At 61.4% G+C, this 15,585-nt stretch carries 14 protein-coding genes; 8 read left to right on the forward strand and 6 right to left on the reverse strand.

Going from position 1 to position 15,585, the window contains the following annotated elements:
- Window positions 1-50 precede the first annotated feature (50 nt).
- From ACCD02_RS03765 to ACCD02_RS03800, 8 genes are all read left to right on the forward strand, one after another.
- Window positions 51-731 carry a GntR family transcriptional regulator gene (locus ACCD02_RS03765; RefSeq protein WP_413298635.1) on the forward strand — a complete coding sequence of 227 codons (681 nt, stop codon included), beginning with the start codon at window positions 51-53 and terminating at the stop codon, window positions 729-731.
- Window positions 732-811: 80 nt separating this feature from the next.
- Window positions 812-1,546: an SDR family NAD(P)-dependent oxidoreductase gene (locus ACCD02_RS03770; RefSeq protein ID WP_413298636.1), complete on the forward strand. Its 735-nt coding sequence runs from the start codon at window positions 812-814 to the stop codon at window positions 1,544-1,546.
- Window positions 1,539-2,603 carry a phosphotransferase gene (locus tag ACCD02_RS03775; protein WP_413298637.1) on the forward strand — a complete coding sequence of 355 codons (1,065 nt, stop codon included), beginning with the start codon at window positions 1,539-1,541 and terminating at the stop codon, window positions 2,601-2,603. Before ACCD02_RS03770 ends, ACCD02_RS03775 begins: the two co-directional genes overlap by 8 nt.
- Window positions 2,600-3,865, forward strand: a complete 1,266-nt coding sequence (locus ACCD02_RS03780) for an aspartate aminotransferase family protein (RefSeq protein WP_413298638.1) — start codon at window positions 2,600-2,602, stop codon at window positions 3,863-3,865. The genes ACCD02_RS03775 and ACCD02_RS03780 overlap by 4 nt, the downstream gene beginning before the upstream one ends.
- Before the next feature lie 203 nt (window positions 3,866-4,068).
- Window positions 4,069-5,169 (forward strand): ABC transporter ATP-binding protein, encoded by a 1,101-nt coding sequence (locus ACCD02_RS03785; protein ID WP_413298639.1) that lies wholly within the window; start codon window positions 4,069-4,071, stop codon window positions 5,167-5,169.
- A 41-nt stretch (window positions 5,170-5,210) separates the two neighbouring features.
- Complete coding sequence (locus ACCD02_RS03790) at window positions 5,211-6,239, forward strand: ABC transporter substrate-binding protein (RefSeq protein WP_413298640.1); 1,029 nt, start codon at window positions 5,211-5,213, stop codon at window positions 6,237-6,239.
- Window positions 6,240-6,324: 85 nt separating this feature from the next.
- Entirely contained in the window at window positions 6,325-7,554 is a 1,230-nt protein-coding gene (locus ACCD02_RS03795) for an ABC transporter permease (protein WP_413298856.1), read from the forward strand.
- A gap of 39 nt (window positions 7,555-7,593) precedes the next feature.
- Entirely contained in the window at window positions 7,594-8,367 is a 774-nt protein-coding gene (locus tag ACCD02_RS03800; protein WP_413298858.1) for an ABC transporter permease, read from the forward strand.
- A 156-nt stretch (window positions 8,368-8,523) separates the two neighbouring features.
- Here ACCD02_RS03800 and ACCD02_RS03805 read toward each other — a convergent pair whose 3' ends face one another.
- The 6 genes from ACCD02_RS03805 to ACCD02_RS03830 form a co-directional block, all read right to left on the reverse strand.
- Window positions 8,524-9,534: a LacI family DNA-binding transcriptional regulator gene (locus tag ACCD02_RS03805; protein ID WP_413298641.1), complete on the reverse strand. Its 1,011-nt coding sequence runs from the start codon at window positions 9,532-9,534 to the stop codon at window positions 8,524-8,526.
- A gap of 101 nt (window positions 9,535-9,635) precedes the next feature.
- The gene (locus ACCD02_RS03810; RefSeq protein ID WP_413298642.1) at window positions 9,636-10,373 is read right to left on the reverse strand and encodes an SDR family oxidoreductase; all 738 of its coding nucleotides are present in this window, start codon (window positions 10,371-10,373) and stop codon (window positions 9,636-9,638) included.
- Window positions 10,374-10,391: 18 nt separating this feature from the next.
- Window positions 10,392-11,924 carry an FGGY-family carbohydrate kinase gene (locus ACCD02_RS03815; RefSeq protein ID WP_413298643.1) on the reverse strand — a complete coding sequence of 511 codons (1,533 nt, stop codon included), beginning with the start codon at window positions 11,922-11,924 and terminating at the stop codon, window positions 10,392-10,394.
- 14 nt (window positions 11,925-11,938) lie between these two features.
- Window positions 11,939-13,024, reverse strand: a complete 1,086-nt coding sequence (locus ACCD02_RS03820; RefSeq protein ID WP_413298644.1) for an alcohol dehydrogenase catalytic domain-containing protein — start codon at window positions 13,022-13,024, stop codon at window positions 11,939-11,941.
- Window positions 13,025-13,102: 78 nt separating this feature from the next.
- Complete coding sequence (locus ACCD02_RS03825; RefSeq protein WP_413298645.1) at window positions 13,103-14,095, reverse strand: ABC transporter permease; 993 nt, start codon at window positions 14,093-14,095, stop codon at window positions 13,103-13,105.
- A complete protein-coding gene (locus ACCD02_RS03830) occupies window positions 14,061-15,566 on the reverse strand; it encodes a sugar ABC transporter ATP-binding protein (RefSeq protein ID WP_413298646.1) in 1,506 nt (501 codons plus the stop codon). Before ACCD02_RS03830 ends, ACCD02_RS03825 begins: the two co-directional genes overlap by 35 nt.
- Window positions 15,567-15,585 lie beyond the last annotated feature (19 nt).

Below are 15,585 nucleotides of genomic sequence, written 5' to 3' on the forward strand. Positions count from 1 at the left end.
CATCATGTTGTATAGTCACCGGCAAAACGGCTCCATGCACTCGGTGATTCATGTCCTACCCCCTCGACGCCATTAACCACACCTACCTGGGCAGCAATGTCTACGCGCAGTTGCGCAATGCGCTGATCACCGGAGGGCTCAAGCCTGATGACCGCCTGCGCATCCGGGAACTGGCCGCGCAACTGGGCACCAGCGTCACCCCGGTGCGGGATGCCATCCTGCAACTGGCCAAGGAAAAAGCCCTGGTGCTGAAGACGCCCAAGGACATTCGCGTGCCGGTGCTGGACAGCGCCGCGTATCTGGAAATCCGCACCCTGCGCCTGAATCTGGAAGGCCTGGGCGCGGAGACCGCAGCGCGGGTCGCCACGTCCGCCGATCTCAAACGTATTGAAACCAATATCCAGCTCAACCTGGAGGCCATCGATAAGCATGACCTGCCCCTGGCCCTGCGCCTGAACAGCGAGTTCCACTTTCTCATCGCCGAAGCCGCGCGGATGCCGCTGCTGCGCGGTTACCTGGACAGCCTGTGGATGCGCGCCGGACCGTTGATCGCCCAGGCCTATGCACATTTCTCCCTGACTATGGCCATCGAGCACCATCAGGAGATCCTTGATGCCCTGCGGCACAAAGACGCGCCAGCGGCCAAACACGCCATTCAGACCGATATCCTCGACGGCAATCAGAAAATGCTGGAGTTTATTGCCGTGAGCCAGGAAACCCTCACCGAATAAGCAGATTGGCGGTTGGCCTATTGACAGGCTTGTCGCTAAAAAACATGATGCATCAAACTTCAAAAGAATGGAGATCGATCATGGGCGATAAGAAAAAGCTGTTATTGACCGGCGCCAGCCGGGGCATCGGTCATGCAACCGTCAAACATTTCAACGCCGCGGGCTGGGAAGTCTTTACCGCGTCGCGGCAGAACTGGGTAGCCGAATGCCCTTGGGCCGAGGGTTTGCTCAACCACATCCACCTGGATCTGGAAGATATCGACAGCGTCAGCGACAGTATGGCGGCGATCAAGGACAAGCTGGGTGGCCGTCTTGATGCCTTGGTGAATAACGCCGGCATTTCCCCCAAAGGTCCGGATGGCAGCCGCATGGGAGTGCTGGAGAGCGACTACGCCACCTGGATCAAGGTGTTCAACGTCAATCTGTTTTCCACCGCACTATTGGCCCGGGGCCTGTTCGATGAGCTGAAAGCCGCCAAGGGCAGCATCATCAACGTTACGTCCATCGCCGGTTCCAAGGTCCATCCCTTTGCCGGGGTCGCTTATTCCACCTCCAAGGCCGCCCTTTCCGCCTTGACCCGGGAAATGGCCTACGACTTCGGCCCCCATGGTGTGCGGGTCAATGCCATCGCCCCGGGCGAGATCGACACCTCGATCCTGTCCCCCGGCACCGCTGACATCGTCGAGCGCTCGGTGCCCATGCACCGCCTGGGCAAGCCCGAAGAAGTGGCTTCTCTGGTCTACTTCCTGTGTACCAGTGGTGCATCCTACGTGAATGGCGCCGAGATCCATGTCAACGGTGGGCAGCATGTCTGAAACTGCATTGGCCGCTGCGAACTGCGCCGATCTGATGACCACTCAGGCGCCGCAGATTGATCATCTCAAGGCGCTGGACATCGCCCGGCAAACCTACGGGCTGGAAGGCACGCTGAAACTGCTCAATGGCGAGCGCGACGCGAACTTTCTGGTACGCACTGCGCAGGAAGCCTACGTGCTGAAGTTCATCAACCCGGCCGAAGACCCCAGCGTCATCAGCTTTCAGACCCAAGCCCTGTTGCATATCGAGCGTCACGGCGCGCATCTGCCAGTTCCGCGGATGCTGGCAGCGCGCGATGGTGAGTTTGAGCCTAAAGTCGTGGTGCATGGCCAGACCCTGACTCTGCGCACCGTCACTTACCTGGACGGGATTTCGCAAAATCTCGGTACACCGAGCCTGGCCTTGATGCACGAACTGGGCAGCACCCTGGCCGAAGTAAACCTGGCACTGCAGGACTTCCATCACCCTGCCGCCAAGCGCGACCTGCTGTGGGATGTCGGCCATGCCGAACGGGTCAGGCCCTATTTGCATTGCCTGGATGCCGAGCAATTGCCGCTGGTCTCCGCCCTGCTGGATCACCATGAACAGCAAGTGAAACCGCGCCTGGCCAGATTGCGCGCCCAAGTCATTCATAACGATCTAAACCCTTACAACGTCATGCTCGATTGCGCCACCGGCAGCCGGGTCGCGGCGATCATCGATTTTGGTGATGCCCTTTATGCGCCGCTGATCAATGAGCTGGGCACGGCGCTGTCCTATCAAGTCGATGCCGAGGCCAACGATCCGCTATGGCTGATCAAAGCCTTCGTTGACGCCTATAACGCCCGCATACCGCTGCAAACCGAGGAATTGGCGGTACTGGGCGACCTGATCGCCATGCGCATGGCCATGGCCATCACCATCGCCCAGTGGCGCGCCAGCCTGTACCCGGAAAACCGCGACTACGTGCTGCGCAATTTGAGTACCACCTGGCGCAATCTGCAATGCCTGACCGCCATGCCTCCCGGCATGCTCACTGACAGCCTGATCAACGCCTGCACGCCGGAGGCCTTATGAGTTCGCCCATTGCCGCGCAGTTGCTCGCCCGCCGCCAACAGGCACTGGGCGCCAGCTATCGCCTGTTCTATGAAGAACCCTTCGCGCCGGTGCGTGGCGAGGGTGTGTGGCTGTATGACAAGGACAACACGCCATACCTGGATGCCTATAACAACGTCGCCTCCATCGGCCATTGCCATCCGGCGGTGGTCCGGGCCATCGCCGAGCAGAGCGCTCAGCTCAATACCCATACCCGCTACCTGCACCCGTCCATTGTCGATTACGCCGAAGACCTGCTCAGTGAATTCCCCGAGCAATTGAACAACCTGACCATGACCTGCACCGGCAGCGAGGCCAATGACCTGGCCCTGCGCATAGCCCGTTGCCATAGCGGCGGCACCGGCATCCTGGTAACCCGCTGGGCCTATCACGGCGTGACCAGTGCCTTGGCCGAAGTCTCGCCCTCCCTGGCCACCGGTTTGCCGACTGCGGCTCATGTGCGGCTGGTGGATGCACCGGACTCCTATCGCAAGGAAAATGATTTCGTCGGCAGCGTAAAGGCCGCCCTGGCCGATATGCAGGCCCAGGGCATCAAACCTGCGGCGCTGCTGGTAGACAGCATTTTCTCCAGTGACGGCGTGTTCAGCCCGGCCAATGGCGAACTGGCCGCCGCTGCGCAATGCGTGCGCGAGGCCGGTGGCCTGTATATCGCCGACGAGGTGCAACCGGGTTTCGGTCGTACTGGCGGACAGCGCTGGGGATTTCAGCGCGACGCGGTGATCCCGGACCTGGTCACCCTGGGCAAGCCGATGGGCAACGGTCATCCGGTGGCAGGTGTAGTCGGCCGTTCGGCGCTGTTCGATCAGTTCGGCCGCCAGCAACGCTACTTCAATACCTACGGCGGCAACCCGGTGTCGTGCAGGGCCGCCCAGGCGGTGCTTAACGTGCTGCGCGAACAGGACCTGCAAGGCAATGCCCGGGACGTCGGCGCTTATCTGCGCGAAGGCCTGCTCAACCTCGCCGAACGCCATGAGGTGATCGGCAACGTCCGCGGCGAAGGGCTGTTTATCGGCGTCGAGCTGGTTACCGATCGTCACACCCAGGCACCGGCGACACAGGCCACAGCCGCTGTCGTCAATGGCATGCGTCGGCGTCAGGTGCTGATAAGCGCCACCGGCCCCAGGGCCAATATCCTCAAGATCCGCCCGCCCCTGGTCTTTGCCCGGGAACACGCCGACCTGCTGCTGGAACGCCTGGACGCCACCCTGCTCGCGCTGCGCTGAGGCTTCACAGTTCCTCAACTCCCCCGTCTGGGGCATTGCTTGTTCGATTCATACGCTTTGGCACAGCCCTGGTGCGCCAGGGTCAGTGCCTGTGCCTGAGGCCGCCGTAACCTGGTGATCCAGGGTGATTGGCACAAAATCTGCTTCAATAAAAACATGATGCATCATATTTTAAATAAGACTGCACAAGTGGAGGGTTTGAGATGACCAGTAACGATGCCGCCGCCTTCGTGCGCTTCAAAGGCGTGGAAAAAAGTTACGACGGCCTGAAAACAGTGGTCAAACGCCTTGACCTGGACGTGGCCCGAGGCGAATTTCTGACCCTTCTCGGCCCTTCCGGCTCCGGCAAGACCACCAGCCTGATGATGCTGGCAGGCTTTGAGACGCCCACCGAAGGGCAGATATTCCTGGAAGGCAAAGCTATCGAAAGCGTCCCGGCGCACAAGCGCGGGATCGGCATGGTGTTCCAGAACTACGCACTGTTCCCGCACATGACCGTGGCCGAGAACATGGCCTTCCCCCTGCAAGTTCGCGGCTTGAAGCGCCACGAGATTGAAGACAAGGTGATCAAGGCTCTGGACATGGTGCGCCTGGGCGACCTGGCCAACCGTTATCCAAGCCAGCTCTCCGGCGGTCAGCAGCAGCGCATTGCCCTGGCCCGGGCCCTGGTGTTCGAGCCCAAGCTGGTGCTGATGGACGAACCCCTCGGCGCTCTGGACAAGCAGTTGCGCGAGCAGATGCAGCTGGAAATCCGTCGCCTGCACCGCGAACTCGGGCTGACCGTAGTGTTCGTCACCCACGATCAGGCGGAAGCCCTGACCCTGTCCGACCGCGTAGCGATCTTCAACGACGGCGTCATCCAGCAGGTCGATACCCCGCAAGCCCTGTACGAGCGACCGGCCAATACCTTTGTTGCCACGTTCATGGGCGATACCAACGTGCTGTCGGGCGTACTGGGCACCTTCAACGCCGACCGCTGCCAGGTTCGCCTCGATCAGGGCGAGGAATTGTTCGCCCGCAGTACACCCGGCCTGGTCAGCGGCAGCCGGACCACACTGTCGATCCGTTCCGAGCGAGTGATCCTCGACGGCGACGCCCGCTACGACAGCCGCCTGGCCGGACGTATCGAAGAATGCATCTATCTGGGCGACCACGTGCGCATCCGCCTCGACGTCGCCGGCAACCGCGACTTCAACGTCAAGGTGCCCATTGCCCAGATGCAACCGGACTGGCGCGAAGGCCACAGCCTTCGTGTCTGTTGGCACAGCGCCGACGCTTCGGCGCTGGATGCCCTGCCCGCTTGAACCGACTCCCTCCCAACGTTGATGACTTCAGGATATTTGCCATGCTCAAGCGTTTTGCTGCACTGACTGTTCTGGCTGCCGTTGCTGGCCAGGTAAACGCGCAATCACTGACCGTCGTGTCGTTCGGCGGCCTCAATAAAGACGCCCAGGACAAAGCGTTCTATCAACCGTTCGCCGCCACCGGCAAAGGCACGGTACAGGCCGGGGAATACAACGGCGAAATGGCCAAGATCCGCGCCATGGTCGAGACCAGACAGGTGGGCTGGGACGTGGTCGAGGTGGAAAGCCCGGACCTGGTGCGCGGCTGTGCCGAAGGTCTCTTCGAACCCCTGGACTGGAGCAAGCTGGGCGACGCCAACAAGTTCGTCAAAGGCGCGGTCAATGAGTGCGGCGCGGGGATCTTCCTCTGGTCGACCAACCTGACCTACAACAGCGACAAGCTCAAGACCGCCCCCAAAGGCTGGGAATCGTTCTGGGACACCAAGACCTATCCCGGCAAACGCGGCCTGCGCAAGAGCGCCAAGTTCACTCTGGAAATCGCCCTGCTGGCCGACGGCGTGAAACCGGCCGATCTGTACCAGGTACTGGGCACCCCTGAAGGGGTCGACCGGGCCTTCAAGAAACTCGACAAGATCAAGGGCGATATCCAGTGGTGGGAAGCCGGAGCCCAGCCGTTGCAATGGCTGGTAGCGGGTGATGTGGTGATGACGTCGGCCTATAACGGCCGGGTATCCGCCGCCCAGGCCGAAGGCCATCCGTTCAAGATGGTATGGAACGAGAGCATGTATGACATCGACAGCTGGGCCATCGTCAAGGGCTCACCGAACAAGGCCCTGGGTGAGCAGTTCATCGCCTTTGCCAACGAGGCCCAGCACCAGAAGGTCTTCGCGGAAAATATCCCGTATGGCCCGACCAACAAGGACACCCTGCCCCTGATCGACGCCAAGACCCGTGAGCAACTGCCGACTGCGCCCGCCAACCTTGAGCACGCGTTGCAGGTGAACACCGACTTCTGGATCGACCATGGCGAAGAGCTTGAACAGCGCTTCAACGCCTGGGCAGCGCGCTGATCCGCCCGCGCCTGCGTCCACGGCCCGGTCGCCTGGCGTCCGGGTCGGTTGTCATAAGGAGAATTCCATGTCCGAAGCCCTGACCCTGCAAGCGCAGACACCGGCCAACCAGACCCAACGCCTGCGCCAGAAATTGCAGCTGACCCAGCGCAGCTACAAACGCCGTTCGCTGTTGTTGATCCTGCCGCTGCTGGCGCTGCTGCTGTTTGGCTTTCTCACGCCCATCGGCTCATTGCTGACCAAGAGCGTGGAAAACCCGGAAGTCGCCAATGCCCTGCCCAAGACTCTGGCATTGCTGGAACAGTGGGACGGCCAGGCGCTGCCGGGGGAGTCGGTATTCAATGCCCTGGGTGAGGACCTGCGCAGCGCTCGTGGCAATGGTCAGTTGTTCGCCCTCAACCGTCGCCTGGGTTATGAAACCGCCAGCCTGCGCAGTCTGTCTACCGCCGTGCTGAGCCGTTTGCCTGCCAGCGGCGAGCCGGTGCGTGAACGCCTGAGCAAAAGCGTCCCGGCCCTGGCCGATATCAAGACCTGGGCCACCCTCAAGCAATTGGGCCAGCCCTACACCAGCTTCTACTGGCTGGCGGCGTTCGACCTAAAACTGGACAACGGTCAGATCACTGCCGTCGAGCCGGATAAAGCCTTATATATCGATGTGCTCAAGCGCTCGCTACTGATCGCCGGGCTGGTCACCCTGCTCTGCGTAGTGCTCGGCTATCCGCTGGCCTATTGGCTGTCCCGGCAACCGCCACGGCGGGCCAACCTGCTGCTGATCTTCGTGCTGCTGCCGTTCTGGACCTCGCTGATCGTACGCACCGCCAGCTGGATCGTCCTGCTGCAATCGGGCGGGCTGATCAATAACAGCCTGATTGACCTGGGCCTTCTGGAAAAACCGCTGCAACTGGTGTTCAACCGCACCGGCGTGCTGATTTCCATGACCCATATTCTCCTGCCGTTCCTGATCCTGCCGCTGTATGCCGTGATGAAGGGCATCGACGCGCGCTATGAACGGGCAGCGATCTCCCTCGGTGCTCATCCGCTGTATGCCTTTCGCCGGGTGTACCTGCCGCAGACCTACGCCGGGGTCACCGCAGGGGCACTGTTGGTGTTCATCATGGCCATCGGGTACTACATCACCCCGGCCCTGCTGGGCGGGCCAGGGGACCAGATGATCAGCTACTTCGTCGCCTACTACACCAACACCACCATCAACTGGGGCATGGCCACCGCCCTGGGCAGCCAGCTGTTGATCATCGTGCTGTTGCTCTATTGGGTCTACGCGAAGGTCTCGCGCCCCGCCAACCAGACTGCCTGAGGAGCCGCCATGAAGCATGTCGAACCCGTGGAAATTCGCCTGCTGCGCCCGCTGCTGAGCTTTTACAGCCTGGCACTGCTGATGTTCCTGATCATCCCGATTCTGATCATCGTGCCGCTATCGTTCAACGAAGGCTCGTTTCTCAGTTATCCGTTGAGCGGCCTGTCGCTGCGCTGGTATCGCGAGTTCTTCAATTCCGGCGACTGGATGCAGGCCTTGGGAAACAGCCTGAAGATCGCCCCGGCCGCGACGGTACTGGCCACGGTTTTGGGCACACTGGCGTCGGTCGGCCTGTCCCGGGGTGAATTCCGCGGCAAGGCGCTGATTATGGCGATCCTGATTTCACCCATGGTGGCGCCGGTGGTGATAGTCGCGGTGGGGCTGTATTTCTTCTTCGCCAGCTGGGGGCTGCTCAACAGCTACCTGGGACTGGTCATCGCCCACGCCGTGCTGGGCGTGCCGTTCGTCGTGATTACCGTCAATGCGACGCTGCAAGGCTATGACCGCAACTTCAGCCGCGCCGCCGCCAGCCTTGGCGCCACGCCCTGGTACGGCTTCCGCCGGGTGACTCTGCCACTGATTGCGCCGGGGGTGCTGAGCGGCGCGCTGTTCGCCTTCGCCACTTCATTCGATGAAGTGGTGGTCACACTGTTCCTCGCCAGCCCGTCACAACGTACCTTGCCGATGCAGATGTTTGCCGGCATCAAGGAGAACCTCAACCCGACCATCGCCGCCGCCGCGACCATGATGGTACTGGGGGCGTTGCTGCTGTTGCTGGCGATGGAGGCGTTGCGGCGCAGGAATGAGCGGTAGCGGGCTGAATGGGCAAAATCTCAGCCGGGAATGACCGTTGGTGGGACCGGCTTTAGCCGGAAAGACATTGTTGGCGGTCAGAAGGTACTTTGGATGTACAGGCCCTTTCCCGGCTGAAGCCGGTCCCACATGAGATCTTGCCCCCACGCCCTACCGTCAACCGCTGCTCTGCTCCAGCTCGCCTGGAATCACCACTTTGTCCATGGCCCTGAGCGGGTTGTGCAGGCGTTCCAGCAGCACTTGCACCGCGCGGCGCCCGGCCTCGGTGGCGTCGTGGGCGATGCAGGCGATGGGCACGCCGAAAATATCGGCGAATGGCAGGCGGTCGATGCCGCAGATAACGATGTCCTGGTGCGGTATACCGTGGGCGCGCAGGGCCTTGAGCGCGCCCATGGTGATCAACTGGTTGAAACCCATGATCGCATCCGGCGGCGGCTGATCCTGCAAATAGGCCATGGCGCCGTCATAGGCCGGATCGAGGGTGTAGTCGCCAGGGTAGATGTGCATCTGCAGCTTCGGATGAGCCTCGAACACCGCGCGTAGGCCCTTGAGGCGCTCTTCGGTGATTCGCGAATGGGCCGGACCGGTCAGCACCAGCAAGTGTTCGATAGCCGGGTTCTGCTGCAGCAGATACTGCGCGGCCTTGTAGCCACTGTGGTAGTTGTCCAGCACCACGCGGCTGAAACTGCTGTCGTGGATGGTACGGTCCAGCAATACCACCGGGGTCTTGCCGTTGGCCAGACGCTCCAGGTAATCGGGCTGATACTCCGGCTCGTCCGAGACCGGCGACAGAATGATCCCCGCTACGCGATAGCCCAGCAGCGTATCCACCGCCTTGCTTTCCAGCTCCGGCAGTTTGTCGGTGTCCACCAGCATGATGGTGTAGCCGTGGCGCTTGGCCTCCCGGGAAATGGCCTTGATCATTTCGCTGTAGAACGGGTTGTCCACCGACGCGGTGATCAGGCCGATGATCTGGCTTTCGTTGCGCTTGAGGCTACGGGCGAAGGCATTGGGCACGTAATCGAGCTCACGTGCCACTTCGAGGATGCGCTCAAGGGTCGCAGGTTTGACCTGATGCGGGCTGCTGAAGGCGCGGGACACCGTGATCGTGGTCATGTTGACCCGTTTGGCGATGTCACTGATGGTGACGCTTTTCTGCTTGCTCATCGAAACGCTTTGACTGCCTGGCATCGAAATCCAAAGCCAAAGGCTACCATGGCTGGGTCTCGATCGTTTACTGCAAAGCGCGCCGATGCAGCCTGAATGGCTCAGCGCGCGGTATAGCCGCCATCAATGGGCAGGCTGACGCCGCTGATCATGCTGGCGGCGTTGCTCAGCAAAAACAGCACCGGCCCGGCGACTTCTGCAGACTCGGCAAAGCGCCCCAGAGGAATGGCCGCCAAAGCCGGATCGCGCTTGGCCGGCGCCGCCCAGGCTTCGGCGGCCATGGGTGTCAGGGTGACGGTAGGGTTGACGCTGTTGACGCGAATGCCGTGGCGGCCCCATTCGGCACACTGCACCCGGGTCATGGCATCCAGCGCGGCTTTCGAGGCGCAATAGGCCAGATGGTCATCCAGAGCCACCAGCGAAGCCTGGCTCGACACATTGACAATGCTGCCGTGCACGCCACCGGCAATCATCGCCGCCGCGACACGGCTGGCTACCAGGGCGGCAGCCCGGGCATTGACCGCCATGACCCGATCGAAACCCTCGGCGCTGATAGCGTTGGCCGCTTCCAATACCGAAACCCCGGCACAGTTGACCAGCCCGTGCAGCAGGGGCAGCCCACTCAGAGCCTGCTCCAGCGCCGCACTGTCGGCCACATCCACCGCCAGCACCTGAGCGCCATCGGCATGCAGTTGCTGCAACATCTTGCGGTTACGCCCCATGGCATAGACCTGGGCGCCGAAGGCCATCAATTGCGAGGCGATTTCCAGGCCGATGCCGCTGCTGGCACCCGTTACCAGAATGCGCTGGCCGCTGAAATCAAAGTTGATCCGGTTCATTGCATCGATCTCCGTGACTCAGGCCTGTTGCAGGCTGTGCATGATGGGTTTGAGCGCCGGATACAGGCGCAGGTAATCGACAAAGGCGCGGTCATAAGAGGCCACGCTGCTGGCGACTGGCTGGGCGCGTTGCTCCAGTTCAACCCAGCCCTGCTCCATCTGCCGGTCATCCACCAGACCGACGCCATGGGCGGCGAGCAAGGCCGCACCGAGCGCTGCTTCCACCTCCTGAACAATGGTGTAGACCGGCAAGCGGGTAACGTCGGCGATGATCTGCATCCACAGGTCCGAATGGCTGGCGCCACCGACCACTATCAGTCGCGGATCGAGGGAATGGGCGCCACGGGTCCCGGCTTCGATATTGTGGCGCAGGGCAAAACTCACCCCTTCGAGCACGGCGCGATATAAATGAAAACGGCTGTGGAACAGGTTGAGGCCGACAAAACTGCCGCTGGCGCGGTCATCCCAGACCGGGCTGCGCTCGCCCATCAGGTAAGGCAGGAACAGCACCCCTTCACTGCCCGGCGGGATTTTCGCAGCCTGCTGCTCGAGCAACCACAGGCTGTTCTCCAGGCTGTCCCGGGCCTGCAACTCCTCGGCCTGACAGAACTGCTCGCGGAACCAACTGACCGACGCCCCGGCGGTAATGGTCCCGCCAAAGATGTACAAGTCCTTATGGCCGTTGTAGACATGGGGCATGCTGACCAGGCCATGCCGCGCATCAACCTGCTGGTTGAGATAACCCCAGCACATGCTGGTGCCGATCATCGCCACATGATTGCCCGGTTGGGTGACACCTGCGGCCAGGGTCGCCATGGCTGCATCGACGCCCCCGGCCAGAATCGGCATGCCCACCGGCAGGCCAAGACGCTCGGCCCATTCCGGCAACAGGCCACCAACCGTTTCACCGGAATACAGCAAACGCTTGGGCATCAGGGACGAATCGATGCCCAGGGCGTCGAGCATTTCCAACGACCAGCAGCGTCCGACGACATCGTAGATACCGCCGATATTGCCCGCCGAGCTATGGTCCACCGCCAGCTCACCGGTCAGGCAGTGATTGATATAGCTGTTGGGCGGCAGCAGATAGCGGGTGCGATTCCAGATATCCGGCTGGTACTGCTTGAGCCAGAGCATCTTGGTGAAACCGTAGTAGCTGTCCACGGAGTTACCGGTGACAGCGTACAAACGCTCCATATCGACATTGTCCCGCACCCACTGCACCTGCTCTCCGGCACGCCGGTCCATCCAGATCAGGCACGGGTGCAGCGGTTGCAGGTCGGCATCTACCGCAATTCCCGAACCGCCGTAAAGGCTGCTGATGCACAGGGCCTTGATCTGCTCCCGAGGCACGCTTGCCGTCCGCAGACAGCCGACCACACAGGCCTCGACGGCGTCCAGCCAGACCTGGGGCCATTGCTCGGCCCAGCGTACCTTGGGGGTATCGACCCGGTACCCCTGGCTATGCTGGGCGATGATCTGTCCTTGCCCATCGACCAGCAGCGCCTTGGTACTTTGCGTACCGATGTCCACGCCAATGACGTAGTTCATGACCACTCCCAGCCTCACTGACCCGGCTTCAACAGGACCTTGATCGACTTCACCGAGTTGGCCAGGGCAAAGGCTTCTTCCCAGTCATCCAGTGGGAAATCGTGGGTGACGATGCCTTTGGAAGTGATCAGGCCGCGCTCGAACAGGTCGATGGCCACCGGGTAGCAGTAAGGCCCCAGGTGTGCGCCGCGTACGTCGAGCTCCTTGCGGTCGCCAATGATCGACCAGTCGGCGCTGGTTTCGGCACCGAATACGCTGAACTCGACGAAACGACCCAGCTTGCGGATCAGTTCCAGGCCCTGGGTGACTCCTGCGGGCACGCCAGTGGTTTCGATGTACACGTCGCAGCCGTAGTTATCGGTGAGGCCGTTGATAATGGCGCGGGCGTCGTCACGGGACGGATTGATCACCACGTCGGCGCCGAACTTTTTCGCCAGCTCCAGGCGCTCGTCGACCATGTCGATCACCACCAGTTTTTTCGGGGTCTTCAGCGCAGCGACTTGCACCATGCACAAACCGAGGGTGCCGGCACCGGCAATCACCAACACGTCGTCGAGCTGAATATCACCGCGATTGACCGTGTGGATTGCGCAGGACATGGGTTCGATGAGCGCCGAATCCTCAAGGGATACCGACTCGGGAATCCTGTGCACGATCGCGGTCTTGGGGATGCGCATGTACTGGGCCATGCCTCCTTCGGCAACTTCACGCTGGAAGCCGAAGATATTGTGCACTTCGCACATCCAGTACTTGCCGGACCTGCAGAAGCGGCACTTGTCGCACGGTACGATCTGCTCGGCGATGACCTTGTCGCCGACCTTCACGTCAAAGTGTTCCTCGGCGCCCTCGCCCACCTCGGCGACATAGCCGAAGAATTCGTGCCCCGGCACCACCGGCGCCTTGACCCAGGGATTGTCGCCACCCCAGAACATCGCCGCGCCCGAATGGCACTTGCAATCACTGGCGCAGATGCCGCAGGCGGCGATCCGGATCACCAGTTCATTGGGCCGCGCCACGGGCTTGCCGATACGCTCCAGGCGGTAGTCTTTGGGGCCGTGGCAGACAACGGCTTGCATCTGGTCTTGGATATTCTTGTCCATGATTTCAACCTTTCGAGCATGAGTCGGCCCGTCACGGCGCCGGGGCGCCATGGGGCAAACAGGGGGTGGATTAATGGCTTATCTGTGTCGTTGGCGGCTGATGAAGATCGCCAGCAAAATGATCCCGCCCTTGATGACGCTCTGCACATAAGGCGATACGCCCAACATGTTCAGACCGTTATTGAGGACGCCGAGCAGCATCGCCCCGACCAGGGTGCCGAGGATCACCCCTCGGCCACCGGCAATCGACGCGCCGCCCAGTACCACTGCGGCAATGGCGTCCAGTTCGAAGGACACGCCGGCATTGGGCTGGCCGCTCATCAGCCGCGAGCTCAGCACCAGCCCGGCAATGGCCGCCGTCAGGCCGCTGATGCCGTACACCAGCAGCTTGAACCGCGGCGCCCGCACACCGGACAGGCGCACTGCTTCTTCGTTGCCGCCAATCGCATAGATATAACGACCGATGCGCGTGTGTTGCAGCAGCACATAAGCAATCAGGTAAGTCAGCAGCATGATCAGAATCGGCACCTGCACGCCGAACAGGCTCTCGCGGCCGAAGAAGCCGAACCACTCCGGCAGCCCGGATATCGGGTAGCCGTCGGTGTACATCAGGCCCAGGCCGCGGGCGATGCCCATGGTCGCCAGGGTGACGATGATCGGCGGCATTTGCAGGTAGGCGACGAACAGGCCATTACCGATACCGAACGCCACGCCGGTGAGGATCCCGGCGCCAATGGCCAGGCCCGGCGGCACACCGGCCACCATCAGCCCGGCCGTGAGGGTGCCAGACAGAGCCATGACCGGCCCCACCGACAGGTCGATGCCGCCGGTAAGAATCACGCAGGTCATGCCCACGGCAATGATTGCGTTGATCGACACCTGGCGGGCGATGTTTTCCAGATTGGCCGAGGTGAGGAACTTGTCACTGGCGAAGATCATGAACAAAGTCACCACCAGCAGCCCGACAAAGGGAAAGAACGCCGGTGAACGGGTCAGGCGGGCCAGATTGAAGCTCAGTTTGGCTGGCATGAGGGTATTAATGGAGGTATTCATTGTGGCTCCCGGTGGCATGACGCATGACTTCCTGCGGGTTGACGGCAGAGGCTTCCAGCACCTTGACGATGGCGCCTTTGTTGAACACCGCCACGCGGTCGCACATGCCGATGATTTCCGGCAGTTCCGATGAAATCATGATGATTGCGTAGCCTTGTTCGGTCAGGGCGCGCATCAGCGTGTAGATCTCGGCCTTGGCGCCGACATCGATACCGCGGGTCGGCTCGTCGAAGATCAGGATCTTGCAGTTGTGATTGATCCAGCGCGCGATCACCACCTTCTGCTGGTTGCCGCCACTGAGGTTGAACACCCGACTCTCGCCGCTCGGCGCCTTGATCGACAGCTGTTTCATCAGGGCCTCGGTGGTACTGCTCTCGCGGCCATGGTCGATCAGGTGGTAGTGCTCGTACTTGCCGAGATTATTCAGGGAGATATTTTCGCGAATGCTGAAATCGGTAATCAGCCCCTCGCTCTTACGGCTCTCCGGCAGCAGGCCGATACCTTGCGCCAAAGCCTGGGCCGGATCACGCAGGGCCACGCTATGGCCGCGCAGGTGCACGTCCTTGCTCACCGACGGCATGGCGCCGATCACCGCCAGGGCCAGTTCCGTGCGACCGGAACCGACCAGCCCGGCAAAGCCGAGGATTTCGCCCTGGTGCAGGTCGAAATGGTTGTGCGGGCCATTGCGGGTCAGTTGAATATCCTTGACCTCCAGCAACAGCGGGCCGAGTGCCTGTTGGGTCTTGGGCGGGAAACTGGTTTCCAGGCGTCGTCCGACCATCATTTCCACCAGGCGGTCGATGTCGCTGTCGGCCACATCTGTGACACCGACATTGCTGCCGTCACGCAGTACGCTGATGCGGTCGCAGACCTGGAAGATTTCCTCCAGGTGGTGAGAGATAAAAATCACCGCCACGCCCTGGCGCTTGAGTTCACGCATGATGTCGAACAGCAGCTCGGCCTCGGTGGGCGTCAAGGTCGCAGTGGGTTCATCCAGCACCAGCAAACGTGCGTCCAGGGCCAGGGCCTTGGCGATTTCGACGAACTGTTGTTCGGCCACGCTCAGGTGCCGGACCGAGCATTGCAGATCGATGCCGACCCCCAGACGCTGGAACAGCGCGGCAGCCTTGTCGTGCATCTCGCGCTTGCGCAACAGGCCCAGGCCATTGACCAGCTCGTGGCCAAGAAAGATGTTTTCCACGGCATTGAGATAGGGGATCAGGCTGAATTCCTGAAACACGATACCGATGCCGGCGGCGATTGCATCGTGATAAGTAGCGAATTTCTGCGCCTGGCCATCGATCAGGATCTGCCCTTGGTCTTGATGCTCGACCCCTACGAGGATTTTCATCAGCGTCGACTTGCCCGCGCCGTTCTCGCCAAGCAAGGCGTGAATTTCGCCGCGCTGCACTTCCAGGTCGATGCCCTTGAGCGCCTGCACGCCTGGGTAGGACTTGCAGATATTTTCCAGCTTCAAAAGACTGTTCATGCTGCCAACCTCATCCATC

Source organism: Pseudomonas sp. Pseusp88 (assembly GCF_047303955.1).
In the GTDB taxonomy this organism is placed as follows: domain Bacteria; phylum Pseudomonadota; class Gammaproteobacteria; order Pseudomonadales; family Pseudomonadaceae; genus Aquipseudomonas.

Coding starts and splice junctions, on each gene's coding strand:
- ACCD02_RS03825 (WP_413298645.1), bottom strand. CDS start 14,095: ATGCCACCGGGAGCCACAATGAATACCTCCATTAATACCCTCATGCCA.
- ACCD02_RS03785 (WP_413298639.1), top strand. CDS start 4,069: ATGACCAGTAACGATGCCGCCGCCTTCGTGCGCTTCAAAGGCGTGGAA.
- ACCD02_RS03815 (WP_413298643.1), bottom strand. CDS start 11,924: ATGAACTACGTCATTGGCGTGGACATCGGTACGCAAAGTACCAAGGCG.
- ACCD02_RS03805 (WP_413298641.1), bottom strand. CDS start 9,534: ATGAGCAAGCAGAAAAGCGTCACCATCAGTGACATCGCCAAACGGGTC.
- ACCD02_RS03775 (WP_413298637.1), top strand. CDS start 1,539: ATGTCTGAAACTGCATTGGCCGCTGCGAACTGCGCCGATCTGATGACC.
- ACCD02_RS03770 (WP_413298636.1), top strand. CDS start 812: ATGGGCGATAAGAAAAAGCTGTTATTGACCGGCGCCAGCCGGGGCATC.
- ACCD02_RS03820 (WP_413298644.1), bottom strand. CDS start 13,024: ATGGACAAGAATATCCAAGACCAGATGCAAGCCGTTGTCTGCCACGGC.
- ACCD02_RS03830 (WP_413298646.1), bottom strand. CDS start 15,566: ATGAACAGTCTTTTGAAGCTGGAAAATATCTGCAAGTCCTACCCAGGC.
- ACCD02_RS03810 (WP_413298642.1), bottom strand. CDS start 10,373: ATGAACCGGATCAACTTTGATTTCAGCGGCCAGCGCATTCTGGTAACG.
- ACCD02_RS03765 (WP_413298635.1), top strand. CDS start 51: ATGTCCTACCCCCTCGACGCCATTAACCACACCTACCTGGGCAGCAAT.
- ACCD02_RS03780 (WP_413298638.1), top strand. CDS start 2,600: ATGAGTTCGCCCATTGCCGCGCAGTTGCTCGCCCGCCGCCAACAGGCA.
- ACCD02_RS03790 (WP_413298640.1), top strand. CDS start 5,211: ATGCTCAAGCGTTTTGCTGCACTGACTGTTCTGGCTGCCGTTGCTGGC.